The 25586-nt window shown below is 72.7% G+C and carries 22 protein-coding genes; 5 read left to right on the plus strand and 17 right to left on the minus strand.

The window, feature by feature from the left end; genetic code table 11:
* Positions 1–26 precede the first annotated feature (26 nt).
* From AB0B41_RS02980 to AB0B41_RS03035, 12 genes are all read right to left on the minus strand, one after another.
* A complete protein-coding gene (locus tag AB0B41_RS02980) occupies positions 27–1250 on the minus strand; it encodes a cytochrome P450 (RefSeq protein ID WP_358198282.1) in 1224 nt (407 codons plus the stop codon).
* Positions 1247–3484, minus strand: a complete 2238-nt coding sequence (locus AB0B41_RS02985) for a CoA transferase (RefSeq protein ID WP_358198284.1) — start codon at positions 3482–3484, stop codon at positions 1247–1249. The genes AB0B41_RS02980 and AB0B41_RS02985 overlap by 4 nt, the downstream gene beginning before the upstream one ends.
* Entirely contained in the window at positions 3481–5121 is a 1641-nt protein-coding gene (locus AB0B41_RS02990; RefSeq protein WP_358198287.1) for an AMP-binding protein, read from the minus strand. Before AB0B41_RS02990 ends, AB0B41_RS02985 begins: the two co-directional genes overlap by 4 nt.
* 50 nt (positions 5122–5171) lie before the next feature.
* Positions 5172–6398, minus strand: coding sequence for a cytochrome P450 (locus tag AB0B41_RS02995; protein WP_358198289.1), 1227 nt, complete (start codon positions 6396–6398; stop codon positions 5172–5174).
* Between the two features lie 31 nt (positions 6399–6429).
* Complete coding sequence (locus tag AB0B41_RS03000) at positions 6430–7317, minus strand: SDR family NAD(P)-dependent oxidoreductase (protein WP_358198291.1); 888 nt, start codon at positions 7315–7317, stop codon at positions 6430–6432.
* A 173-nt stretch (positions 7318–7490) separates the two neighbouring features.
* Positions 7491–7790, minus strand: a complete 300-nt coding sequence (locus tag AB0B41_RS03005; RefSeq protein WP_358198293.1) for a hypothetical protein — start codon at positions 7788–7790, stop codon at positions 7491–7493.
* A gap of 20 nt (positions 7791–7810) precedes the next feature.
* Positions 7811–9268 (minus strand): aldehyde dehydrogenase family protein, encoded by a 1458-nt coding sequence (locus AB0B41_RS03010; RefSeq protein WP_358198295.1) that lies wholly within the window; start codon positions 9266–9268, stop codon positions 7811–7813.
* Between the two features lie 23 nt (positions 9269–9291).
* Positions 9292–10449, minus strand: a complete 1158-nt coding sequence (locus AB0B41_RS03015; RefSeq protein WP_358198297.1) for a transporter — start codon at positions 10447–10449, stop codon at positions 9292–9294.
* A complete protein-coding gene (locus AB0B41_RS03020; RefSeq protein WP_358198300.1) occupies positions 10446–10883 on the minus strand; it encodes an OB-fold domain-containing protein in 438 nt (145 codons plus the stop codon). The genes AB0B41_RS03015 and AB0B41_RS03020 overlap by 4 nt, the downstream gene beginning before the upstream one ends.
* A gap of 297 nt (positions 10884–11180) precedes the next feature.
* A complete protein-coding gene (locus AB0B41_RS03025; RefSeq protein ID WP_358198302.1) occupies positions 11181–12413 on the minus strand; it encodes a hypothetical protein in 1233 nt (410 codons plus the stop codon).
* A 188-nt stretch (positions 12414–12601) separates the two neighbouring features.
* Positions 12602–13924 carry an MFS transporter gene (locus tag AB0B41_RS03030; protein ID WP_358198304.1) on the minus strand — a complete coding sequence of 441 codons (1323 nt, stop codon included), beginning with the start codon at positions 13922–13924 and terminating at the stop codon, positions 12602–12604.
* A 143-nt stretch (positions 13925–14067) separates the two neighbouring features.
* On the minus strand, positions 14068–14823 hold the full coding sequence (locus tag AB0B41_RS03035) for an SDR family oxidoreductase (RefSeq protein WP_358198306.1): 756 nt from the start codon (positions 14821–14823) through the stop codon (positions 14068–14070).
* A gap of 120 nt (positions 14824–14943) precedes the next feature.
* On the opposite strand from AB0B41_RS03035, the gene AB0B41_RS03040 reads away from it, so the two are divergent.
* Genes AB0B41_RS03040 through AB0B41_RS03060 form a run of 5 tightly spaced genes read left to right on the plus strand, consistent with a single transcriptional unit; the run spans position 14944 to position 19906 of the window.
* Complete coding sequence (locus AB0B41_RS03040) at positions 14944–15228, plus strand: hypothetical protein (RefSeq protein WP_358198308.1); 285 nt, start codon at positions 14944–14946, stop codon at positions 15226–15228.
* A gap of 1 nt (position 15229) precedes the next feature.
* The gene (locus AB0B41_RS03045; RefSeq protein ID WP_358198310.1) at positions 15230–16279 is read left to right on the plus strand and encodes a phosphotransferase family protein; all 1050 of its coding nucleotides are present in this window, start codon (positions 15230–15232) and stop codon (positions 16277–16279) included.
* Positions 16280–16320: 41 nt separating this feature from the next.
* Positions 16321–17190, plus strand: a complete 870-nt coding sequence (locus AB0B41_RS03050; protein WP_358198312.1) for an alpha/beta hydrolase — start codon at positions 16321–16323, stop codon at positions 17188–17190.
* On the plus strand, positions 17187–17591 hold the full coding sequence (locus AB0B41_RS03055) for a hypothetical protein (RefSeq protein ID WP_358198314.1): 405 nt from the start codon (positions 17187–17189) through the stop codon (positions 17589–17591). Before AB0B41_RS03050 ends, AB0B41_RS03055 begins: the two co-directional genes overlap by 4 nt.
* 59 nt (positions 17592–17650) lie before the next feature.
* The gene (locus AB0B41_RS03060; protein ID WP_358198316.1) at positions 17651–19906 is read left to right on the plus strand and encodes a molybdopterin-dependent oxidoreductase; all 2256 of its coding nucleotides are present in this window, start codon (positions 17651–17653) and stop codon (positions 19904–19906) included.
* A 21-nt stretch (positions 19907–19927) separates the two neighbouring features.
* Here the strand turns inward: AB0B41_RS03060 and AB0B41_RS03065 are convergent, their stop codons facing one another.
* From AB0B41_RS03065 to AB0B41_RS03085, 5 genes are read right to left on the minus strand one after another with little or no spacing between them, the layout of a single operon-like run.
* Positions 19928–20794 (minus strand): TIGR03619 family F420-dependent LLM class oxidoreductase, encoded by an 867-nt coding sequence (locus AB0B41_RS03065; RefSeq protein ID WP_358198318.1) that lies wholly within the window; start codon positions 20792–20794, stop codon positions 19928–19930.
* Between the two features lies 1 nt (position 20795).
* Positions 20796–22628 (minus strand): NAD(P)/FAD-dependent oxidoreductase, encoded by a 1833-nt coding sequence (locus tag AB0B41_RS03070; protein WP_358198320.1) that lies wholly within the window; start codon positions 22626–22628, stop codon positions 20796–20798.
* Entirely contained in the window at positions 22625–23569 is a 945-nt protein-coding gene (locus tag AB0B41_RS03075; RefSeq protein WP_358198322.1) for an alpha/beta hydrolase, read from the minus strand. The genes AB0B41_RS03070 and AB0B41_RS03075 overlap by 4 nt, the downstream gene beginning before the upstream one ends.
* A complete protein-coding gene (locus tag AB0B41_RS03080) occupies positions 23566–24378 on the minus strand; it encodes an SDR family oxidoreductase (RefSeq protein WP_358198324.1) in 813 nt (270 codons plus the stop codon). The genes AB0B41_RS03075 and AB0B41_RS03080 overlap by 4 nt, the downstream gene beginning before the upstream one ends.
* Complete coding sequence (locus AB0B41_RS03085; RefSeq protein WP_358198326.1) at positions 24375–25577, minus strand: cytochrome P450; 1203 nt, start codon at positions 25575–25577, stop codon at positions 24375–24377. The genes AB0B41_RS03080 and AB0B41_RS03085 overlap by 4 nt, the downstream gene beginning before the upstream one ends.
* Positions 25578–25586: the final 9 nt, after the last annotated feature.

Genomic DNA, 25586 nt, shown 5'->3' on the forward strand with positions numbered 1-25586 from the left:
CGCGTGGTCGTTCCGGGAGCGGACTCTCAGGGGTGCGGGCGCACCGGGAGGGCGGAGAAGCCGTTGTTGACCCCGACCAGGCCGTAGCGGCGCACCCGGTCGGCGACGACCTGGTAGTCCGGGATCCGCCGCAGCACGGCCTCGACGGCGACCCGCAGTTCCATGTGCGCCAGCCAGATCCCGAGGCAGTAGTGCATGCCGACGCCGAAGGCGAGGTGCAGGCCGTCCTTGCGGCCCAGCTTGACCTGCTCGGCCTCCGGGAAGCGCTCCTCGTCCCGGTTGGCCGAGCAGATCAGCGCCGCGACCCGGTCTCCGGCCTTGACGTGCACGTCGCCGAAGTCCTGGTCGGTCACCGCCGTGCGGGCGACGAGCGGGGTGACGGCGGCGAGCCTGGTCAGCTCCTCCACCGCGTCGGGGATCTTCGCCGGGTCCTCGACCAGCTCACGGCGCAGATCCGGGTGCTCGGCCAGGTACAGCACGATGTTGTCCATCGACGCCGCGGTCGTCCGCACGCCGCCGAGCAGCATCGACAGCGCGAGGTCGATCACCTCGTCCTCGGTCAGCCCCGTCGTCGGGTCGACCATCGCGGTGATCAGGTCGTCCTTCGGCTCGGCCTTCCGGGCCCGCACGACCTGCCCGACGAGCTCGCGGACCTCGGTGAACTTGTCCGCGGTCCGCGCGGCGAGGGCGTCGCGGTCCCCGCCGGCCTCGGGGTCGATGGCGAAGGCGTCCTCGAGCATCAGCACGACCTTCTCGGGGTCGCCGATCTCGCCGCTCGCCAGCCCGACGAACTCGCTGATGGTGGCCACGGTGAGCCGGAAGCTGAACTCCTGCGCGACGTCGAACTCGGGCTTGTCCGCGAGCTCGTCGAGCAGCCGGTCGGCGGCCGCGCGCGCGATCGGCGCGACCTTCTGCTCGATGTTGCGCTTGGCGAACAGGTTGCGCAGCGGCTTGCGCAGGCGGTCGTGAGCGGGCCCGTCGAGGCTGCCCGGGATGATCGCGGGGGCATGCGGGGCGGTCGGGATGAGCTTGCCGCCGCGCAGGCCGTCGGGGCTCTTCTCGACGGTGAAGTTCTCGGGGTCGGAGAGGATGCGCCGGGCGTTCTCGTAGGTCGAGGCGACCCAGTAGCCGTCGTGCGCCTCGGTGAACCCCATCGGGCACGTGGCGCGCAGCTCGGCGAACCTCGCCGGGGCGTCCTGCCCGAACTCCGGGGTGTGGTGGTCGAACTCGATCGTCGGACGCTCGCTCATGCCCTTCCTCCCGACGTGACGGGCACGGCCGCCAGGCGGACCACGCCGCCCTCCGCGAGGCCCTCGATCGTCGCGTCGTCGTAGCCCAGTTCCGCGAGCAGCTCGCGGGTGTGTTCGCCCAGGTCGGGCACGCTCTCACCGGCGGCGGCAGGGACGTCCCAGAAGCCGGCCACGAGGTCGAGCCGGCCGTAGCCGCGGGTCTGCAGGGTGCGCGCGACCCCGAGACCGGCGTGCACCGCCGAGTCCATGAAGGCGTCGAGCCGCTCCTCGGCCACCCGGCAGCAGCGCACGCCGGCGGCCGCCAGGTCCGCCACCGCGTCGTCGACGGGCCGAGCGGCCAGCGCTCCCGCCGCATCGGGTCCGAGGTGCACGACGAACGCGTCGATCTGCCGATCGTCGGCCGCGTCGACCAGCAGCCAGCCGTCCGCGCAGCGGTAGATCCGGTGCGCGGCGTCGAACCCGGTCTGGTCGGCGTCGAGCACCGGCGCCGACGTGATCGCTCCGTCCGGTAGGGTGACGGCGACCTCGGAGGCCGCGGTGATCCCCGCGGCCAGCAGGGAGGTCCCCGCGTCCCCGGGCGTGCCGGTGGTTTCGCGCTGGTAGAGGCCGAGCAGGGCGCCTAGGGCGGCGATCATGCCGGACTGCACGTCGAACACCGAGTTGCGCAGCCAGATCGGCGGGCGGCCCTCGCCGGCGTTGGCGTGCTCCCAGCCGGTCAGTGCCTGCGCGGTGGGGTCGTAGCCCGGCAGCGGCGCCATCGGCCCGCGCGGGCCGTAGGCGCTGACGTGGCTGAACACGATGGCCGGGTTCACCGCGCGCAGGCCGGGACCGTCGAGCCCGAGCCGGGCGGCGGGGCCGAGCCGCATGTTGTGCAGCACGACGTCGCTGGACCGGATCAGCTGCTCGAGGGCCTCGCGCGCGTCGGGCGCCTTGAGGTCGATCGCCAGCGACCGCTTGGCCCGGTGACAGCCGGCGAACTGGGTGAGCCCGCGCCCGCGGTCCCCCGCGGGCGGCTCCACCTTCACGACGTCGGCGCCGAGGTCTCCGAGGCACTGGGCGCCGAAGGGGCCGGCGACGACCGACCCGAAGTCGAGCACCCGCAGGCCCGCGAGCGGCCGCGGGTCGGCCGGCGGGGCGGCCCTCTCCTGAGGACGTGGGTTCCACCCGGCCAGCACCTCCGCGAGTTCGGTCGAGCCCGCGGCGGGGGCCGGGCCGGTGATCCGGCTCGGCGCGCTGGTCTCGATCGGCGGGCCGGCCTGCAACGCCCGCCCGACGACAGGGTCGTCGACCTCGGCCACGTAGCCGTTGACCCGCACCTGCTCGTCGGTGAAGCACTCGCCCAGCTCACGGACGACGATGCACGGCACGTCGGCCTCGCCCAGCTCGTCGCGCCACTCGTCGCTGGTCCGGGTGCGGAACACGCCGTCCCACGTCTCCCAGTTCTCCGGGGTCACCCCGACCTCGGACAGGTCGACGAGGTCGGCCAGCGCCAGGGCTTCCAGCACCGGCGGGGACTCGATCCATCCGCCGACCGCGCCGGCGAGCTGCACATACCGCCCGTCCGCGCACCCGAAGATCGACAGGGCGGCGTCGGGCCAGATCTTCGGCAGGGTGTGCTTGTCGAGGCCGGCCGGCAGTCGCTCCCAGCGCTGCCAGTACAACGCCGCGGGGGCCAGCCCGCCCTGGAACACGCTGGTCCCGACGGGCAGCACCGCACCCGTCCGGGCCCGCTGCACCAGCCGCGCCACGACGCCCGCGGCGGTCAGGTACGCGGCGCTCCAGCTCGGGAAGGGCAGCCGGATGTAGACCGGGCCGGGTCGGTTGCCCTGCTGCTCGTCGAAGAAGCCCTGCTCGGCCTGCACCATCGCGTCCGTCGCGGCGATGTCGGCGAGCGGGTGCCCAGCCGGGTAGCTCGGCACGGTCGCCACGATCAGTCCCGGGTGCCGCGCGGCCAGGGTCTCCGGGTCGAGGCCGCGGGCACGGGCGGTCCCGGCCGGGAGATCGTGGACCAGCACGTCCGCTCGTGCCAGCAACGGCTCCAGGTCGCCGACCACCGACCGCTTGCTCCGGTTCCAGGTCGCGAACGCGACCGGCCGCGCCTCGCGGTCGGGGTCCCCGCCCGCGGGCTCGACCTTCACGGCGTCCGCGCCGGCCTCGGCGAGCAGCCGGCACGCGACGGGGCCGGCGATCCCCGACGCCAGCTCGACGATCCGGACGCCCTCCAGCACGGTCACGCGCTCACCTCCGCGACCAGCGAAGCGAAGGCCTCGCCCGCCCAGGCGTAGTCGGCCTTGCCGTTGTCGTGGCGGCGGATCGCCGGCACGTAGGCCACCGCCTTCGGGATCTTGTACCCGGCCAGCGCGTCGCCGCAGCGGGCGCGGAGCGTGTCCCGGTCCAGCTCGGGCCCCGCAGCGACGAGCAACGCGACGACCTCCTGGCCCCAGCGCTCGCTCGGGCGGCCGAACACGATCGCGTCGGCGATCTCGGGCAGCGCGCGCAGCACGCCCTCGACCTCCTCGCCGTAGATCTTCTCGCCGCCGGAGTTGATGACGGTCGCCTCGCGGCCGAGGAAGCGGATCTCGCCGGTGTCGTCGACGCTCGCGCGGTCGCCCGAGATGGACAGCCGGAGGCCCTCGACGACCTTGTAGGTCGCCGCGGTGCGCACCTCGTCGTTGAGGTACCCGCGGGGGAGCTCGCCGGCGTTGGAGAGCCAGCCGATGCCCGGGTTCCCGGCGGAGAGCAGCCGGGTGTGGTCGTCGGACACCACGAAGGTCTGCGGCCCGGCCTTGAACGCCGGCTGAGCGCTGCTGGTCTGCATCGCCTGCGGCCCGGTCTCCGACGAGCCCAGCGTGTTGACCAGCTTCAACCCGGGGAAGTAGGCGTCCAACTCGGACCAGGCGGACGGGGACAGCGCGGCCCCGCTGGAGAAGACGTAGGACAACGGCGGCGGCTCGGCGCCCGCGCGCAGCGCCTTCACCAGCGGCTGCGCGAACGGGTCTCCGATGATCGCCATCCAGGTCACCTTCTCCCGCCGGCACAGCTCGAGCGCCCGCTCGGCGTCGAAGCTGTGGTCCTCGCTCAGCACGAGCGTGCCGCCACGCGACCAGGCGCCGTAGGAGAACCAGGCGGCGGCGCCGTGCATCAGCGGTGGGGCGACGAAGGCGCGCAGCCACCCGCGACGGGGAGCATCGCGGGTGGCTGCCTCCAGCGACTCCACGGCGATCCCGCAGGGCCGGCCGGCGAGCTCGCGCAGCCGCCAGATCACGCCCTTCGGCATCCCGGTGGTGCCGCCCGTGTAGAGCACGTGCACGTCGTCCGGGGAGGGCACGACCGGCCCGGGCGGCGGCTGCGCACCGGCGAGCGCCTCCTCGTAGGCCTGCGCACCGGCGGGAAGCACCGCGTCCGAGCCGTCCTCGACGACCAGGAGCACGGGCCGCAGGTCCTCGGCCAGCGCGAGGGCCTGCTCCAGCACCGGCCCGAACTCGCGGTGCAGCACCATCGCCGCCGGTCGGGCGTCGCGGAGCAGATAGGCCAGCTCCTCGGCCTTGTACCGGTAGTTGACGTTGAAGGGGGCGCACCGGGCGCGGTAGCACCCGATGCTGCCCTCCAGGTACTCCGGGCTGTTGCGCAGCAGCAGCCCGACCGTGTCGTTCGGCGACCGCCAGTCCTCGGTCACCCCGGCCCGCGGCCCGAACCCGCAGCCGGTGAGGAACCACCCGAGCCTCGTCGTCCGCTCGCGCACCTGCGCCCAGGTGAGCCGGCGATCGCTCTGGACGACGCACTCCCGCTCCGGGACGCCGTCGGCGACGGCGTCCCACAGCTGCAGCAGGCCGAACGACCTGACCTCCTCGGTCGACGGGGACGGGCTCATGGGTTCCTCTCGACGTGCGGGTACTGCTCAGGCGCGGGACGTCACGGTGGTCAGGCCGGGCGCGGCTCGAACTCGATCCGCACGTCCTCGATCGCCCAGGTCAGTCCCAGGTGCTCCGTCGGCGTGCAGCCCTCCTGCAGCCGGAAGGACGGGATCCGCCGGTGCAGCTCCTCGAACGCGATCCGCAGCTCCAGCCGGGCGAGGTGCACCCCGACGCACCGGTGCGCACCCAGGCTGAAGGACAGGTGGGGCTTCGACTCCCGGGTGAAGTCCACGGTGTCCGGGTCCGGGTAGTACTTCGGGTCCCGGTTCGCCGCGGCGAGGGGGCAGAACACCCGCTCGCCCTCCGGCAGCTCGAGGTCCGCCACCTGCGCCGAGGCGGCGGCGACGTTCCGGGTGGGCATGGCGGGCGAGGTCCAGCGCAGCAGCTCCTCGATCGCCGGGGCGAGCGCGTCGGGCGTCGCGAACATCGCCTCCCACTGCTCGGGGTGGGTGGCCAGGTAGGCGATGCTCTGCCCGATCACGCTCTGCACGGTGTCCAGGCCCGCCATGAGCAGCAGCACGAACAAGTCCGAGAGGTCGCTGTCCGAGATCGGCTCACCCTCGAGCCCCTGGTTGACGATCACGCTCGTGATGTCGTCCCGAGGGTTGGCCCGCCGGTCCTCCACGATGGCCTGGATGTAGGCGCGGGACTCCTCGCTCGCCTTGATCCGGGCCTGCATCGTCTCCTCCTCGGTGCCGCCGGGCACGCCGTGGAGGAAGATGTTCACCCAGTCGTTCATCCGCTCGGCATCCTCGAGCGGCCAGCCCATGATGGACAGGAAGACCGTGCCCGGGAACGGGAAGGCGAACTGCGGCACCACGTCGCACTTCCCGGTCGCCACGAACCCGTCGATGAGCCCGTTGGCGACGTCACGGATCTGCTTCTCCATCTCCTGCACCCGGGCCGGGGAGAAGAGCGGGTCGAGCAGCTTGCGGTACTTCCGGTGCACGTCGCCGTCGAGCTCGATCGGGATCTGCTGCTTCTGCCCGAACGCCACCTTCCCGTCCGGGATGTTCGGGAAGCTGACGAAGCCGCGGTTGTTGCGCCGCAGGATGCTCGAGATGTCGTCGTAGGTGGTGGCCACCCAGAACCCGCCCTTCTCCGAGAAGGAGACGGGGCACTTCTCGCGGAGCTCGGCGATCTCGTCCAGCTTCTGCTGGATGGTGCCGCCGGGGTAGACGTCGTAGTCGTGGCGGCGCTCCGCCTTGACCTCGTCCAGGGTCTTCTCGGTCATCGGTGACTCCCGCAGGTGGTGGTGGGCGCGCTCAGCCGTTGAAGTTGCCCTTGCGGGCGTTCTCGTTCAGGTTCTCCCGCCAGTTGTCGCCGAAGGGGATGGCGACCTGGGCGAGCGTCCCGCCGTCCGCGGTCGGGAGGCTGACGCCGGAGATGTACATCGACTCGTCCGAGGCCAGGAACAGCGCGGGGTAGGCGTTGTCGAGGATGCGCGGCGGGCGGCTCAGCTTGAGCGGGATCGGCGAGTGCTCGGGGACCCACTCCCCCGCCATCTCCTCGTGCGACTTCTCCAGCACCGGCGCGTCGCCGGGGAGGATGAAGTTGGCGGACATGCCGTGGGTCGGGCAGATGGCGTTGATCCGGATCCCGTAGCGGCCGATCTCCCAGGCCGCGCAGATCCGCACCATCGCGTTGATCCCGCCCTTGGCCGCCCCGTACTGCGGGAAGCCGGGGTAGCCGACCAGCGAGGCGGCCGACGAGGTGCAGATGATCGAGCCGCCCTCGGGGCCGCCCGGGTTCTTCTTCATCGCCCGCACCGCGTGCTTGACCGCGAAGAACACGCCCTTGAGGACGACGTCGTTCGTCTCGTCCCACTCGGCCTCGGTGATGTCCTCGAACGGGGTGAGCCCGAAGTCCTTGGCCGGGATGCCCGCGTTCGCGAACATCACGTCGAGCCGCCCGTAGGTGTCGACGGCGGCCTGCACGGCGGCCTCGACCTCGGCCTCGACGGTGACGTCCGCCTTCACGGCGATCGCCTCGTTGCCGTCGGAGAGCACCTGCTTGAGGGTCTCGTTCGCGCGCTCCTCGGAGATGTCCGTGATCACGACCTTCGCGCCCTCCTGCGCGAAGAGCCGGGAGGACACCCGGCCCAGGCCCGAGCCGGCGCCGGTGATCACCGCGACCTTGTTCGCCAAACGCATTGCTGCTCCTCCTGTGCCGCAGTTCCTTCTGGGCGGGCACCTGCCGCGTCCCGTCGGTGGGTCGGGGCCGTCCGGAGCGCACGGCCTCCCGTGTGCCGGCGGTCACGCCGGGCCAGAGTCTCACATGACCTGTTTATCTTTGCAAGTATTACGGTGATGCAGATCCGGGGTGATCAGTCGGACGACGGCAGGCTCTTCGCCTGCTTGATCCCCAGCACCTCGTCACCCACCCGCAGCTGCCCCGCTCCGGCCTTGGTGCACAGCAGCTCCATGCCGGTGGCGGGGTGCACGTACCGCTTGCCGGTGAGCGAGCCGGGCCCGTCCTCCCCGGTCGGGTCGCCCGCCTCGACGGGCAACGGCACCATCGGCACGCCGCCACAGGTCAACTCGACGTCCTCGGAGGGCGGCCGCACCACGATCACCTGGGTGGTGCACCCGCTGCTGCCTAGCCTCGCACCGGTCGTCGGCTTCATCGCTCGTCCCCCTTCTGCTCTCACAGGAGCACCTGCACGGTCTTGGCGGCCACGAACTCCCGGACGCCGCCGAGGCCGCCCTGGACGCCGTAGCCGCTCTGCTTGCGGCCGCCGAACCCGATGTGCGGACCCGCCGGGGCGCCGCCACCGTTGACGCCGACGTTGCCGGTGTCCAGGGCACCGGCAACGCGCAGCGCCCGGCCGACGTCGGCGGTGAACACATAACCCGCCAGGCCGTAGGCGCTGTCGTTGGCCAGGGCGACGGCTTCGTCCTCCTCGTCGAAGGTCTGTACCCCGACGACGGGCCCGAAGACCTCCTCGCGGGCCAGCTCGACGGTGTTGTCCGGGAGCTCCACGACGGTCGGGTCGACGAAGTAGCCGTCGGCGAGCTCGCCGCCCGCCCGCTGCCCACCGGCCAGAACGGTCCCGTAGGTGCGGGAGCGGTCGATCATCCCGACGATCCGGTCGACCGCGGCCTGGTTGATCACCGGGCCCAACGACACGCCCTCGGTGAACGGGTCGCCCTGCCGGACACCGGCCAGGGCCGTGGTCAGCCGTGCGACGAACTCGTCGCGAACGGAGCGGTGCACGAGCAGCCGGGAGCCGAGCGTGCAGACCTGGCCCGCGTTGGCGGTGAGGGTCAGGGCCGAGGTCACCGCCCGGTCGAGGTCGGCGTCGGCGAACACCAGGCTCGCCGACTTGCCGCCGAGCTCGAACACGCACGGGGTCAGGCGCTCGGCAGCCGCCGCGGCGATCCGGCGGGCGGTGGCCGGGCTGCCGGTGAAGGTGATCTTGTCGATGCCCGCGTGCGCCACGAGGTGCGACGACGCCTCGACACCCGCCGTGACGACGTTGAGCACGCCGGGCGGCAACCCCGCCTCGAGCGCGAGCTCGGTGGTCCGGATCGCGCCGAACGGTGCCAGCTCGGACGGCTTGGCCACGACGGTGCACCCGGCCGCGAGCGGCGCGCCGATCGTCATGCCGTACGCGCCGGTCGACCCGTTCCACGTGGCCAGCCCGGCGACCACCCCGACCGGCTCCACGGCGGTGTACTCGAACACGCCGCGACCGGTGAGCGGCACGGTGTCGCCGGCGAGCCGGTCGGCCCAGCCGGCGGCCTCCTCGATCCAGTCCGCTCCGTAGTGCACGGAGAACGGCGTGTAGGCCCGCGGGCCGCCCATCTCCAGCGAGGCGATGGTGGCCAGCTCGTCGACGTGTTCGCGGATCAGCTCCGCGAAGCGGGTGAGCACGCGGCGGCGGTCGACCGGGTTCCACGCCCGCCAGCCGGGCAGGGCCTCGCGGGCGGCGGCCACGGCCGCGTCGATCTCCGCGGTGCCGGCCATCGGGACTACGGCCTGCGCTGCCCCGGTCGCCGGGTTGACGTGCTCGTAGGTACCGCCGGACGCGCTGTCGAGGCGGGCGTCGCCGATCACGAGGCGGGTGGGCAGGACGGACGTGCGGTCGTCGGTGACGGTCATGCCGTGCTCCTGTTCGGGATCGGTCAGCCCTGCTCGGTGGAGAAGAGCGCGACGCTGCTGAGCTCGGAGATCGGGCCGCCGGAGACCAGGCAGACCTTCGCCCCGGGGACGGGGTTGGGCGACTCCCCGCGCAGCTGACGGACGGCCTCGACGGCGTTGCCCATCCCGTGCAGGAAGCCCTCGGCGAGGTCGCCGCCGCTGGTGTTGATCGGCAGCCGGCCCGAGGGGGCGATGAGGTTGTCGAAGGTGAGCACCTCGCCCGCGGTCTCCGGGGTGCAGAAGCCGAGGTCGATCAGCGCCGAGACGGGCGGGCCGGTGAAGTTGACGTAGAGCTGCACGACGTCGACGTCCGCGGCGGTCAGACCGGTGCGCTCCCAGACCCGTCGGGCGGGGGCGGCCTGCGACGACGCGTGGTACGGCTCGTGGTTCTCGTCCATCTCGCCCCAGCGGCCCTGCGCACCGTAGGCGGCGCCGAGCAGGTACACGGGCTTGTCGGTGAGGTGCCGGGCACGCTCGGCCGAGGTGAAGACGATGGCCGCGGCGGCGTCGTTCTCCCGGGAGGAGTCGAACAGCCGGATCGGCTCGGCGATCAGCCGCGAGGAGTCGTAGAGCTCGTCGGTGAGCACCAGGTCCTTGCCCACGGCCCACGGCGTGCGGTTCGCGTGGTAGTAGCTGGCCTGCGCGACGGCCTTGAGCGCGCTCGCCGGCACGCCCTCGGCCTCGAGCAGTCGCTGGGTCCGCAGCCCGAGCGCCTGGGCGGGCGCGTCGATGCCATGGGCGCGGTAGGCGAGCCCGAACACGCCCTGACTGACGGCCGAGCTCAGCCGCCCGCTCGTCGACTCCGCGGTGGCCCGGTACACGACCACTGTCTCGGCCTGCCCGGACACGATGGCCGCCTCGGCCTGCGCGATCGCCCCGGCACTGCCGCCGCCACCGCCGCCCCAGACCAGGCTGCTCCACCGCAGCTCCTTCGTCCCGAGCGGGCCCGTCAGCCGCGGGCCGTCCTGCAGGTCGGCACCGTAGGAGACGAAGCCGTCGATGTCGGCGGTGTCGATCCCGGCCATCGCCGCGGCGTCGTCGATCGCCTGGAGAAGCAGCTTGCGCTCGGGATCGGGAGACTTGCCGCGCTTGTGGTACGCCGTGCTCCCGAACCCGACGGCGGCGACCTGGGCGGGCTTCATGCCGCCACCTGCTCGGTGAGCGACCAGCTGAGAACGGGCAGATCGGCGGTCCGCGGGGACGGCGGCTCGAACGAGCCGGTCAGCGACGCGCCGATGCGGATGCCCTCCTCGGTGCCGGTGAGCAGCCCCATGATCCGGGCGCCTCCGGCCTGGGGGAGCTCGACGAGCACGTTCACGTACGGCACGAGATCGGCGTACGCGGGCACGAACGGCAGATGGGTGCGGATCCACGAGTAGACGCGCCCGACCGGCTCGACCTGCTCCCAGGCCATGTCGTAGCCACCGCACGCGGGGCACCGCCAGTCCGCAGGCCAGCTCCACCGCCGGCATCTCGCGCAGCGCTGGATGCGGAGCTCCCCCGCACCGAGACCCTCCCAGTAGGGGTGGTCGACGCGGTCGGAGAATGGATGCACCTCGTCGCGTTCGTTCGCCATCGTCTTCCTCGTCGATGCTCCGGGCCGTGCTGTGCCATAAAAGTTTATAAAGCTTATGCAGTCAAGACCCTGAACCTACAGAAGTAAGGCCCGGTCGTCCTCCTCACGGGAGTCGGACGACCGGGCCTCGGGGAGCTCCGGCTCAGAGCCGAGGTTCGCTCCGCACGCTCCGCTCAGTGCTGATGTTCGCTCCGCACGCTCCGCTCAGTGCTGATGTTCGCTCCGCACGCTCCGCTCAGTGCCGAGGTTCGCTCCGCACGCTCCGCTCAGTGCTGATGTTCGCTCCGCACGCTCCGCTCAGCCGTGCAGCGGGTAGGTGTTGCCGATGTCGACCGTGTTCGGGATGTCGAAGTACGAGATCCGGTTGGTGGCGAAGCTCGCGAAGATCATCTTGCCGGGGACCGTGTTGTTCAGGTCGCAGGGCATGGACACCGGCGACGGGGTGTCGATCTCGGCCAGCGTGTTCTTCTCGACGTCGAGCTGCCCGATCCGGCTGCCGCCGGTGAAGGTGCCCTCGACGAAGTAGATCTTGCCGTCGCTGCCGAAGCGCAGCTGCCCGGGCTGCGGGAGCGGGTTGCCGATCGAGAGGCTGCCGCCGAGCAGGTCGTTGCGCATGGCGAGGAGGTCGTACTCCTTGATCTCGCCCGTCACCGGGTCGAGGCGCCCGATCTTCGACGCGAGCGTCTCGCCGAAGTACAGGTACTTGTCGTCCGGCGACACGGTCAGCCCGGCGGGGAAGGTCACGCCCGGGGTCGGGATCGGGTACTCCTTCCACTCGTGGGTGTCCACGTCGAACGTGGCGACCTTGTTGGCGAAGCCCTCGGTGATGGCGACGGTCCCGCCCGGACCCTCCTCCATCGCGACCGGGCCGGCGGCCGGCGTCGGGATCGGGAACAGCTCCCACTCCTCGGACTCCGGCTCGAAGCTGCCGATCGCGTTGAGCCCGATCGCGGTGAAGTAGATCTTCCCGTCCTTGGCCCAGGTCGTGTCGAAGGAGACGCCGGGACCGTTGTTGATCTCGACCGGCAGCGGCTGGGTCGGGACGCCGACGTTCGCCCACGGGAAGGCGTGGGTGGTGATCTCGTCGGTCTCCGGGTCGAACTCGCCCAGCGCGTTGCCGCCGACCTCGCCGAACCAGATGTGGCCGTCCGGCCCGCGGTTCTGGCCGCCGGGCAGGCCGCCCGGGTTGGGCAGCGGGACGTCGCGCACCTCGCCGGTGTGCGGGTCGACGACCCCCATTGCGTTGCCGACGAACTCGTCGGAGACGAGGTCGCCGTTGTTCGCGATCGCCACCTCGCAGGAGAAGCCCGCGGGGGTCGGGAAGGCCGGGAACTCGTGGATCGGCCCCGTGCCGGGCAGCGTCGCCGTACCCGACTTCATCCCGGGGGCGTCCGTCGCCCACGGTTCGGCGGCCGCGGCGGCCGCCCCCTCGGATCCAGGTCGGGCGGCGCCCGGCTCCGCGGCGGCCGGCCCGGCCACGAGCACCGCGCCCACCACCAGCGCGGCGCTCGTCGTCGCCGCGACCGCCACCCTGCGCCTCGTCCTTGAAGCCCGCATCAGCTCTTCGCTCTCCTCGGTCAACGTCCGGTCGTCGAACTGGCCGACCGGGCCCTCGGCCGTCGGCGGCGAGAGCCAGTGATCACCAGTAATCTTTACAACGATGACGAAGACAGACGGATGCGCAGTTCACCCGAATCGGGGGCGCAGGACCTCGGTGGTCAGCTGGTGACGACGGCCCGGGACCGCCGACGAACCGCCAGCAGCCCGAGCGTGCCGATCGCGGACAACGCGAGCAGCAGCAGGCTCAGCGGCCACGTACCGGCGCCGAGGTGCGCCAGCTGGACCGCCAGGAGCGGCGTCGCGGCGGCGCCGATCATGTTCCCGGTCTCGCGGGCGAGGCCCATGCCGCTGTACCGGACACCGGGGTCGAACAGCTCGGTGACCAGCGTCCCCGCCACCGCGACGATCGCCGTGGCCGCGACGCCGTTGGCCAGGATCATCGCGATGAACAGCCCGGGCGGCCAGTCGCCCCGCACCAGGGCGAAGAACGGGAAGGCCAGGACGGCCGAGAGGGCCAGCCCGAACGCGATCACCGGCCGCAGGCCGATGCGGTCGGACAGCGCACCGAAGAATGGGGTGAACACCGTGCCGGCCAGCTGCGCGGAGAGCAGGGCCGCGAAGGTGACCGTGCGGGAGAGCCCGACCTGCTCGCCGCCCGCGTAGGACACGACGAAGACGATGTAGAAGTAACCGAACCCGGTCTGCGCGGTGACGATCGCGATGATCGCCAGCACCTCACGGCGCCGGGTGCGCAGGATCTCGCGCAGCGGGGTCCGCACCGTGGCCCCCGCCTCCTCGGCGCGGCGATACTCGGGGGTCTCGGGCAGATGCCGGCGCAGCCAGATGCCGTACCCCACCAGCACGGCGCTCAGCAGGAACGGGATTCGCCAGCCCCAGTCGAGGAACTGCTCGGGAGTCGTCAGGGACGACACGGCGAGCAGCATCAAGGTGCCCAACACGCCACCGAGCGCCGCCCCGGTGCCCGGCAGCGAGCCGAGCAGGCCGCGCCGTCCCGGCCTGGCGAACTCGACCGCGACGAGGGTCGCTCCGCCGAACTCGGCGCTCGCCCCGATCCCCTGCAGCACCCGCAGGGCGACGAGCAGCACCGGAGCCGCTGCGCCGAGGGTGGCGTAGCCGGGGACGAGGCCGATGCCCATCGTGGCCACGCCCATCACCAGCATCGTCCCGACCAGGACCCGTCGGCGTCCGACGCGGTCGCCGACGCTGCCGAGCACCGCGCCGGCGATCGGCCGGACCAGGAAGGCCACCGCGAAGGTCGCCACGGACTGCAGGGTGGCGAGGAACGGCGACGAGCCGGCGAAGAAGACGGTGCCGAACACGGTCGCGGCCGCGGACCCGTAGAGGCTGAAGTCGTAGTACTCGAGGACGGTGCCGACGAAGGCGGCCTTCCCTGCCCGCCCGCTCCGCGACCCGTCCGGGCCGGCGCGTTCCCCGGCGACCGAAGGCTGGACGTCCGTCATTGCGCTCCTCCTCCGGGTGCGGTCCCTCGACCCCACCCTCCGCGACGACGGCGACGCGGCTCCCGAGGTGGTGAGCCGCGTCGCACGCGGGAGAGAGTCACACAGAAGGGTTATCTTTACAAGTATTACTAGTGCAAGGGCCCTCAGAAGACGGAGTAGCCTCCGTCCACCACGACCTCGTTGCCCGTGTGAAAGGTCTGGGACGGGTCGGCCAGGAAGGCTCCGACCTCCTCGAACTCCTCGGGATCGGCCCAGCGCCGCACCGGCGTGCGCGCCGTCGTCGCGGCCATGAACCGCTCGTCCTCCTGCCGCGGCACGGTGAGACCGGTGCGCGTCCAGCCCGGCACCAGGGTGTTGACCCGGACCCGGTGGCGGGCGAGCTCGACCGCCAGGGTGCGGGCCAGCCCGAGCACGCCGGTCTTGCTCGCCGCGTAGGCGGCCTGCTGCGCCGCACCGAAGCGGCTCACCATCGACGACACGAGGATCATCGAGCCGCCGTCGCCCTGCTCGACGAACCGCCGGGCACCCTCGCGACAGGTGAGGAAGACGCCGTCGAGGTTCGTCGCCATGACCCCCCGCCAGTCGGCGAGCGAGGTGTCCACGAACGGGCTGGCCGCCGCGGTCCCCGCGTTCGCGACGACGCAACCGAGCGGGCCGAGCGCCTCGACCGAGCGTGCCATCGCGTCGACGACCTGCTCCTCGTCGGCGACGTCGCACGTCAGGGCCTGCGCCTTGACCCCGAGCCCGCCCAGGTGCGCCACCGCGGCCTCGCCCTTGGCGGCGTCCCGGGCCCAGAGCGTGATGTTCGCCCCGGCCCGGGCCATCCCCGTCGCCACCGCCAGACCGATTCCGCCGTTGCCACCTGTGATCACCGCGTGCAGGCCGGACAGATCGCTCACGACACCCTCCCGAAGGGTCAATCTAAAGAGATAAGGTAAGGACACGTTACGATGACACATCAGCCGTCCACCGTCGCACTCTCGCGACGGAGGACGCCGCGACGACGCGAGGGGTGCGCCATGGTCCGAACACCCGAGGGCCGAGTGCCGGCGGTCTCCGATGCGCTGCTCGTCGGCACCGCTCCCGAGACGGTGTACGGGCTGGTCGCGGACCCGACAGCCGCCGGGAGCGGCACCCGCGTGGCCCTGACCTGGACGGACGAGCGCGGCTGGCCCGACCCGCCGGCCGCGGTCGTCGATCGCGTCGTGACGGGAGGCCACACCTTCGCGGCCTTCCAGCGCCGCACCCTCGCCACCTCCCTGGCCGGCCTGAAGCGGGTGGCCGAGGGCGTCCGGGCGGGCTGACGTGGTCGTCGACCTGCTCCGCCAGACCGACCGGGATCTCGGCGACCTGCAGCGGAGGCTCACGGAGTGGCTCCGCACCGAAGGGATCCTCGACGGCTGCGTGGTCGAGGGCGCGCGGCACCCCCACGGAGCCGGGACCGCCAACGAGACGCTGCTGGTCGACTGCCGGACGCCCGTGGGCGTGCGCGGCCTGGTCGTCCGACTCACCGTGCCCGGCGCTGCCGCCTACCTCGACGTCGACCTGGAACGCCAGGCCGCCGCGCTGCGCTGGGTCGCCGCACACACCGACGTCCCGGTCCCGGCCGTGTGCGGCGTCGAACCGACCGGCACGGTGCTCGGGGCCCCGTTCCTGCTGCTCGAGCGGGTCGCCGGCGTCGTACCGCCCGACTACCCCAACTACAACGTCTCCGGCCCCGTGGCGGAGCTCGACGAGGAGGGCCGTCGTGCTCTGTGGCGCAACGCTCTCGACACGGTGTGCGCGCTGCATCGTGCCGACACCGCGGGCGTCGGCTTCCTCGAACCGGGCCTGGAGCCGCTGGTCCGCTACTGGCACCGGATGGCGGACTGGGTCGGAGAGCGCACCCCGCTCGGCCCGCTGGCCGACGTTCGCGACTGGCTGGAGAGGAACCTCCCGACCGGCACCCCTCGCGGCCTCTCCTGGGGCGACGCACGCCTGGGCAACATGATGTTCGCCGGCACCCGGTGCGTGGCCGTCCTGGACTGGGAGATGGTCTCGCTGGGCGGGCCGATGGTCGACCTCGCCTGGTGGCTGATGTTCGACCGCAACCACTCGACGGATGCGGGCGTCGCACGCCTCGCCGGACTGGGCACCCGCGAGGAGACGATCGACCGGTGGCGCGGGCGCACCGGGCTCCCGCTCGTCGGTCTGCGCCGGCACGAGGTGTTCGCCCTCTTCCAGCTCTCCTTGCTGCGGGCGGGCGCCTTCGCGGACCGGACCCGGGCCGGGCTGCCCGTGCCCACCGACGACGACCCCCGCAGCGTTCGACGCCTGCTGGACCGCATCGAGGAGCGTCTGTCCGGGACCGACTGATCCCGCGCACCGGACCCACCCCGCCCACGAGGAGACGAACGATGGAACACGGCCACCGCCGGCTCACCCTTCCGGGCGAAGGCGTCCGGCTCGCCGCCGACCGCTGGGCGCCGCCGCTGCGCTCCCGCCGTGGGACCGTCCTGCTGCTGCACGGCGGAGGACAGACGCGGCACTCGTGGCGGCACACCGGCCGTCGGCTGGCCGCGGAGGGCTGGACCGCGATCGCGTTCGACCTGCGCGGGCACGGCGACACCGACTGGGCCCCTGACGGGGACTACACCCTCGACGCGCACGTGGCCGACCTGCGCGCCGCGGTCACCGTGCTCGACGAGCCCCCGGTGCTCGTCGGCGCCTCCCTGGGCGGTATGACGTCCCTGCTCGCGCTGGCCGCCGATCCCGCACTGGCCCGCGGCCTGGTGCTGGTCGACGTCACGCCCACCACCGAGCGGGCGGGGACGGCCGAGATCACCGACTTCATGCGCTCGGGCACGGCGGGGTTCGCCACGCTGGACGAGGCCGCCGCGGCCGTCGCGGCCTACAACCCGCACCGCACCCGGCCGCCGCGGCCCGAGGGCCTGAAGAAGAATCTCCGCCGCCGCGACGGTCGCTGGTACTGGCACTGGGACCCGCGCCTGCTCGACAGCCGGCAGACCGACCCGCGCACGCTCGACGCCAACGCGCGGCGGGCCCGCGAGGCCGCCCGCGGGCTGGCCGTGCCCACGCTGCTGGTGCGCGGCCGGCAGTCCCGCGTGGTGAGCGCCGCGGGTGCGGAGGAGCTGCTGAGCCTGGTCCCGTCCGCCCGCCTGGTCGACGTCGAGGGGGCCGGGCACATGGTCGCGGGCGACGACAACGACGTGTTCGGCGAGCACCTGATGGACTTCCTCGACGGCCCGGTCCGGCTCGCCGGATGAGCACCTACACCGCCTGCGACCACTTCCGCCACCACCCGGTCGGTGACTCGGAGCAGTGGCAGGAGGCCTGGCTGACCTCCTGGTACGACCCGGTGACCCGGTCCGGCGGTGAGCGGCACCGCGTGGTCCGGGTCGACAACCGGGTCGAGATGGCGGAGGACGGCCACACCCCGCTCGCCGCCCGGCTGCGGGTGTGGACGGACACCGGCCGCGGCTACGAGTTCATCGGCGAGACCGAGGTGTCGTCGGTGTCCACCCACGACGGAGGGCACTTCGCGACCGAGACCCACGGCGTCTGGCGCTGTGGCGGCCGGCTCGGGTCCGGCCACCTCGCAGTCCGCGAGCGGGGCGCCCCCTCGGCCGAGCACCGGGCCTGGCTCACGGCGCACGACCACGGTTGACCCGCCCCGCCGGCAGCCTTAACCTATAGTCGTTAGATACAGGCGAGGAGGCCCGCTCGATGACCAGCGAGACCGTCACCCGGCCCGCCACGAGCAGCTCGATCCCGCTCCGCACGGTCACCCGCGGCTGCCCCTTGTGCGAGGCCATGTGCGGCCTCTCCGTCACCCTCGACGCCGACGACCGGGTGGTCTCGGTCCGCGGCGACGCCGAGGACGTCTACAGCAAGGGCTACCTCTGTCCGAAGGGCGCCTCGCTCGGTGCCGTCGACGACGATCCCGACCGGCTGACCCGCCCGCTCGTGCGACGCGACGGGGAGTTGCGCGAGGCGACCTGGGAGGAGGCGTTCGCCGAGGTCGACCGCCTGCTGAGCCCGTTGCTCGCCGACGACCGCAACTCGGTCGCGGCCTACACCGGCAACCCGACCGGCCACAACGTCGCGTTCACCCTGCTCGCGGGCCGACTCGCCCGGTCGTTGGGCAGCATCCAGGCCTACTCGCCGGCGACCATGGACCAGCTGCCGCAGAACGTCACGGCGGCCCTGCTGTTCGGCGACCCCAGCAGCATCCCGGTGCCGGACCTCGACACCACGGACGTGCTGGTGATCGTGGGCGGCAACCCGCTCGTGTCCAACGGCAGCATCGGCGCGGCCCCGGACTACCGCGGGAAGCTGAAGGCGCTGCGGGCCCGCGGCGGCCGCGTGGTCGTCGTCGACCCGGCGCGGACCGCGACCGCCGCCGCGGCGGACGAGCACCTGCAGATCCGCCCGGGCACCGACCTGTTCCTCTTCCTCGGGCTCCTGCACGTGCTGTTCGCCGAGGACCTGGTGCGCCCCCGCGCGGCCGAGGGCCGCATCAGCGGGCTCCGCGAGCTGCGGGAGGCCGTTGCGGCGTACCCGCCCGCCGTCGTGGCGGCCGTCTGCGGCATCCCGCCGGAGACGATCACCCGCCTGGCCCAGGAGCTCGCCACCGCCCACCGGGCCGCCGTCTACGGCCGGCTCGGCACCACCCTGAACAGGTACGGAACCCTCACCTGCTGGGCGCTGCAGGCCGTCAACGTCCTCTGCGGACACGTCGACCGGCCGGGCGGGCTGCTGTTCACCCGGCCCGTCACCGGCGGCCCGACCACGCGGAAGGCCACGAAGCCCGCGCGACCGTTCACCGTCGGGCGGTACCGGACGCGGGTGAGCGGGCATCCCGAGGTGCTCGGCGAGCTCCCGGTCGCGGCGCTGGCCGAGGAGATCCTCACCCCCGGGCCCGGCCGCGTCCGCGGCCTGGTGGTGTACGCCGGCAACCTCGCACGCTCGCTGCCGGACTCCGCGCAGATGCAGCGCGCCCTCGCGGAGGTCGAGGCGCTGATCTGCGTCGACCCCTATCTGAACGAGACGACGCGGTACGCGGACGTGATCCTCCCGCCGCCGGGCTCTCTCACCCGGGACCACTTCGACCTCGTCCTCTACCAGTACGCGCAGCGCAACTACGCCCGCTTCTCCACGCCCGCCCGCCCGGTCCCCGACGGGATGCTCTCGGAGTGGGAGATCCTGCTCCGGCTCTGCGCGATCTACGAGGGCCGCGGCGCCGACGCCGACCCCGACGAGATCGACGACGAGATCGCGGCCGGTCTCCGCCGCTCGATCGCGCGCAGCCTGGACGCCGAGGAGTCCGGGATCGTCGCCGGGGTGCCCGGCGGGGGTCCGCGACGGCTGCTGGACCTGCGGATCCGCTCCGGGCCCTACGGCGACCGGTTCGGCCGCGATCCCGGCGGGCTGTCGCTGTCCCGGCTGCTGGAGTTCCCGCACGGCGTCGACCTCGGGCCGCTCGAGCCACGCCTGGACGAGGTGATCCGCACGCCGTCCGGCACGATCGAGCTGGCCCCGCCGATGATCCTCGAGGCCCTCGCCCGGGTCGAGGTCCCGCAGCCCGAGTCCGGCACCCTGCTGCTGATCGGCCGGCGCGACCTGCGGTCGAAGAACTCCTGGCTGCACAACGTCTCGCCGCTCGCGAAGGGCAAGGACCGGTCGGTGCTGCACGTCTCCCCCGCCGACGCCGAGACGTACGACCTGACCGACGGCGGAGTCGCGCTGGTGACCTCGGCCGCCGGCGAGATCCGGGTCCCGGTCCGGGTGACGGACGAGGTGGGCGCCGGCGTCGTCTCGCTGGGCCACGGCTGGGGCCACGACGACCCGCACGCCCGGCTGCGGGTCGCGGCACGGAAGCCCGGGGTCAACAGCAACACCCTCACCGACGGCACGGTGCTCGACCCGCTGTCGGGGACGGTGCAGATGAACGCGATCCCGGTCCGCCTGGCCCGCGCCTGAGCCCGGGAGGGGACGGGAGGTTCACCCTCCTCGCGAGACCGTGCTCAGCGCGCTCTCGAGATGGCGCAGGTGCTCCGCCACCGACCTCAGGCCGGAGTCCATCGTGCTGAACGACAGGTGCGACGCGCCGTGGTCGATCCAGAAGCCGATTTCGGCCGCGAGCTCGTTCGCGGGTCGACCCGGCACCCGGATCCGCGGCTCGACGCCGATCTCGGCCGCGCCGCGCCCCGCCTCGCGTGCCGCCCGGCGCACCGCCTCCAACCGCGCGGCTGCCTCCGCGCCCGGCTTCTCCAACGGGAACCAGCCGTCGGCGATCCGCCCCACCCGGGCGAGCGCAGCGGGTGCCTTCCCCGCCAGCCACACCGGGATCTCCCGGCGCGGCCGCGGCGCGAGGCCGACACCGTCGAACTCCTCCACGCTCGTCCGCGCCGTGACCGACGGCGCCGACCACAGCGACCGCAGAAGCTCGACCTGTTCCTCGATCCGCGCCCCGCGACGGGCGAAGGGCACGCCGAGCGCGCGGTACTCGGACTCGTTCCAGCCCAAGCCGACCCCGAGCCGCACGCCGCCCGGGGCGAGCCAGTCCGTCTGCGCCGCCTGTTTGGCCACGAGCGCGGTCTGCCGCTGCGGCAGCACCAGCACGCCGGTCACCAGCTCGAGCCGGCACACGGCGGCCAGGTACCCGAAGAGCACGAAGGGTTCGTGGAACTCCGAGTCGTTCCGGTAGAGGTGGTTCCACTCCGGACGGACCGCCGGATCGACGCCGAGCACGTGGTCGTAGACGAGGAGGTGGTCCAGCCCCAGCTCCTCGACCCCGCGCGCGAACTCCGCGATGTCGGCCGCGTCCCGCAGCACGTCGTACTGCGGGAACACCGCCCCCATCCTCATCTCAGCGCACCAGCTCGATCCCGGCCAGGTCACCCGCGTCCCGCCACTCCCGCAGCAGGCGGTCGAACTCGTAGAACCCGCGCCCGTACCGCTCGCCGGTGGCGGGCCGGATGCCGCCGTGGCCGCCGCCCTCGTTGTTGTAGTAGCCCGGCGTGCACTGTTCGAGGAAGGTCTTCGGCGGGGCGAGCTCCTTGATCAGCGCGACCCACGCGTCCTGCGCCTCGCGGGTCGGCTCGACGGTCGCGGCGCCGCGGGCGCTCGCCTCGGCGATGATGTAGGCGATGTGCTCGCCCTGCTGCACGTAGTTCGCCGTGACGCTGGCGTTGCCGCCGCCCTGGGTGTTCCCGGTGAAGAAGAGTCCCGGGAACCCGTGGCTCGTCAAGCCGTGCAGGGTCCGGAACCCGTCCCGCCAGTGGTCGTAGAGGGAGAGCTCGCCGCGGCCGTCGATGGCGTCGATGCCCGAGGCCAGCTGCTGGTCCTGGGCGGAGATCTCGAACCCGCTGGCGAAGATCACGCAGTCGAGCTCGTGCTCCCGCCCGCCCGTCACCACGCCCGTCGCCGTCATGCGCTCGATGCCCTTGGTCGCGGAGACGTCGACGAGCGTGACGTTGGGCCGGTTGAACGCCTCCAGGTAGTCGTTGCTGGAGCAGGGCCGCTTGCACAGGTAGCGGTAGTAGGGCTTGAGGGCCTCGGCCGTCTCGGGGTCGTGCACGATGTCGTCCACCCGGCGGCGGACCCGCTCCATGACGCCGTAGTCCTCCTCCTCGCGGATCGCGGCGCGCTCTTCCGGGGTGAGCGACAGGCCCGCGATGCGTGCGGACACGTTCCGGCCGACCTCGGTGAAGAAGTCGCAGGCGACGTCCTCCGCGGGCGAGAGCGTGGGGAAGGGGTCCGAGGCGAACGCGTGAAAGGCGGCCTGGCGCCGCTTCTGCCACCCGGGCTCGAGCGACGCCGCCCACCCGGGATCGGTGGGTGGGTTGCGGCGGGCGTCCACCGCGGACGGCGTGCGCTGGAAGACCGTGAGGTGCTGCGCGTACCGGGCCAGGTACGGCACGATCTGGACCGCCGTGGCCCCGGTCCCGACAACCGCGACGCGCTTGTCGTGCAACCTGTCCAGCACCGTGTCGCCGGGGCTGCCCCCGGTGTACCCGTAGTCCCACCGGGCCGAGTGGAAGGTGTGCCCGGTGAAGTCGTGCAGCCCGGGGATCCCGGGCAGCTTCGGCTTGCTCCACGGGCCGATCGCCATCACGACGTAGCGGGCCCGCAGCTCGTCGGCCTGGTTCGTGGTGACGCGCCAACGCCGGATCGTCTCGTCCCACCGCATCGCGCGGATCATGGTGCCGAAGAGGGCGCCGTCGTACAGGCCGAAGTGCTTGCCGATGGCGCGGCAGTGTTCGTAGATCTCGGCGCCGTCCGGGAACCGCTTGGACGGCATGGCGTTCAGCTCCTCGAGGAGCGGGACGTAGCAGTACGCCTCGTTGTCGCACTGGATCCCGGGGTACCGGTTCCAGTACCAGACACCGCCGAAGTCGCCGCCCATGTCGACGATGCGCACGTCCTCGACGCCCAGTTTCTTCAGGTGCGCCCCGGTGAGCAGCCCGGCGAACCCGCCGCCGACCACCACGACCTCGACGTCGTCGTGGATCGGGTCGCGCACGACCGGTCGGCTGTGCGGGTCCTTCTCGAAGAAGTCGTCGCGCTCCCCGCGTCCGGTGTGGACGTACTGCGCCGAGCCCTCCTTGCGGAGCCGTTTGTCCCGCTCCGCGGCGTACTTCTCGCGCAGGGCCGGGAGGTCGAGGTCGGTGGGCGTGGACGAGGGTCCACAGGTCGTCATGGGGTGTCCCCTCCGTCGAGGCCGAATGCGCGTCGCAGCACGGCGAGGCGGCTGCGCCTGAAGTCCTCGCTCACCCGCGCCGATCCCACGTCGAAGCCGTGGAAGGTCCGCGGGTAGACCTCCACCTGGGTCGGGACGCCCGCCGCGATCAGGCGTGTGGCGTAGTCGAGGTCCTGGTAGACCAGCAGGTCGAGGCCGGCGGCGCCGATGTAGGTGGGCGGCAGCCCGGACAGGTCGGTCGCGCGCGCCGGGGCGGCGTAGGGCGAGACGTCCGGCCCACCCACCGCATCGGCGCCGAGCAGGCAGGACCAGCCGAAGTCGTTGCTCTCCCGGAACCAGGCGATCTCCCCGGTGACCCCGTCCGGTTCCACGCCGCGGTCGTCGAGCATCGGGTAGATCAACGACTGCAGGACCAGCGGCGGGAGCTCGCACTCGTCGCGAACGCGCAGGGCGAGCGCCGCCGCGAGCGCGCCGCCCGCGCTCACGCCCTCCACCGCGATCCGGCTCGGGTCGATGCCGAGCGCTCCCGGATCGGCGTGCAGCCAGCGGAGTACGGCGTCGCAGTCGTCGAGCTGGCTCGGGTAGCGCGCCTCGGGCGCGAGCCGGTAGTCGACGGAGACGACCACGACGCCCAGCTCAGCCACGATCCGCCGGTTGAACGGCGCCCCGTTGTCGGCCGTGCCCCCCACGAACCCGCCGCCGTGGATGAAGAGGAGCGCGGGCACCACACCTGTCCGCACGGCAGGCTCGAAGACCACGACCCCGACGTCCGTGCCGGGCACCCGTCGCTCGGACCGTGTGACCCCGTCCTCCGGCGGCGGGGACGCGGCGGACCAGACGGCGCGCATCCCCGCCCGGTCGGCTTCGAGGGTGTCCGCGCCGAACGGCCGCGTGGGCATCCGCTCCAGGACTGGCGCGAGCTCCGGGTCGATCGCGGTCACCGTGGCTCCGGCATCCGGCTCCGGGCGCTGACCAGGGAGATCCCGCCGTCGCTGACCAGGTGGGCGCCCGTCACGTTGGCGGCCAGGTCGGAGAGGAGGAAGCCGATGGAGTCCGCCATCTCCTCCGGCCGCGCCCAACGGCCGCGCGGGGTGTTGAGCGCGCCGAGCTCCGCGACGAGGTCGGCACGGTCCCCGCCCCGGTCCGCGACGGCCTTCCGGAACGCCGGCTGGGCGTCCCATATCCCGCTGTCCACACTGCCGGGCACGACCACATTGACCCGGATGCCGCGATCGGCGTTCTCCAGCGCCGCGATCTTCGCCAGGTGGAGGAGTGCCGCCTTCGCCGTCCCGTAGTCCGCGGTGTTCTCCATCGGTCGGATTCCCGCGACCGAGGAGGTCAGGACGACGCTGCCGCCCGTCCCGCGCTGCAGCAGCCGCAGGGCGCAGCGCAGGCCGTAGAACACCCCGTCCAGGTTGACGCCCATGACCCGACGCCACTGGTCCACCGACGTCTCCGCCACCGGGAGCCCGGTCGCGTTCACGGCGGCGTTCAGCACGGCGTGGTCCAGCCGCGGCGTCTCGGCCTCGATCCGCTCCCACAGCGCCGGGTCGCCGACGTCGCCGACCACCCGCTCCACCCCGCAGGGCAGGTCGAGCGCGGCCAGGCCGTCCTTGTCGACGTCGACGAGGACCAGTGCCGCGATCCCGGCGTCCGCGAGCCAGTGTGCCGTCGCCCGGCCGATGCCCGAGGCGGCGCCGGTGACCAGCGCCCGACGGCTGTGGAAGTCGAGCTTCGCCGCCGCGCTCATCGGGACGGGGTGAAGCGCAGGGGCAGCGACTCGAGCCCTCGCACCTGGCTGTGGTGGAAGACCGGATCCCCGTCCAGCTCGTAGTCGGGCATCCGGCGGTGGATCTCCTCCAGCGCCGTGCGGATCTCGATGCGGGCCAGGTGGGAGCCCACGCAGCGGTGGATTCCGGCCCCGAACGCCAGATGGCGGTTGGTCGGGCGGTCGAGCCGGAGAGTGCCCGGGTCCTCGAACTCGGCGGGGTCCCGGCCCGCGGCCGACGACATCAGCAGCACCCGGTCGCCGGGCTCGAGGGTCACCCCGCGCACGACCGTCCGCTTCTTCACGAGCCTGCCGAGCGCGACCGGCGAGTCGATGCGCAGCAGCTCCTCCGCCGCGGCACCGGCGAGGCCGGGATCGGCGATCAGGGCGTCCCGCTGGGCGAGGTCGCGCAGGAAGTGCAACATCCCGAAGGACAGCACCCCGCGGACGGTGTGCAGGCCCCCGACCATCAGCAGCCACAACATCTTCTGGAGCTCCGTGTCGGTGAGCGGGCGCTCGTCGTCGTACCGAGCGGTGAACAGCACGGACATGACGTCGTCCGGGCGCGGGTCGTTCCGCCGGGCGATCATGTCGCCGAAGTAGGCGAACACCGCGTCGTTGGCCTCCGAGCGGACCCGGGCGTCCTCCTCCGGGGATGCCCCCGGCTTCCCGACGAGCATGTCGGTGGTCCAGCGGTCGAACTGCGGGGCGTGCTCGGCGGGCCAGCCCATCAGCGCGACGAACGTGCCCGCTGTGATCGGCTGCGCGAACTCGGTCACGAACTCGCAGGTCCCCCGCGCGGCGAAGGCGTCGATCAGCTCGACGGCCACCGCGCGGATCCGGTCCTCGAGGGCCTTCATCCGGCGCGGGCTGAACAACGGGTTGAGCACGTCCCGGTAGTGCTTGTGCGCGGGCGGGTCGATCTCGTTCGGGATCGAGGGCTCGGTGGTGATGCGCGGGACCTGCGCGTTCTCGACGGAGAAGACCTCCCAGTTCCGGCAGGCCTCGTGGCAGTCGTCGTAGCGGGTGAGGATCCAGTGCCCACCGTGCCGCGGCGACCAGGCGACCGGGGTCTTCTCCTGGTACGCGGCCAGCGTCTCGTGTGGGACGGCGAGGGCGGGATCGGCGATGTCGAAGTCCACCACCAGTTCGGCGGGGACGTCCTCGGTTCGGGTGGGCACAGGGCCTCC

This window comes from Pseudonocardia sp. NPDC049154 (genome assembly GCF_040648315.1).
In the GTDB taxonomy this organism is placed as follows: Bacteria; Actinomycetota; Actinomycetes; order Mycobacteriales; family Pseudonocardiaceae; genus Pseudonocardia.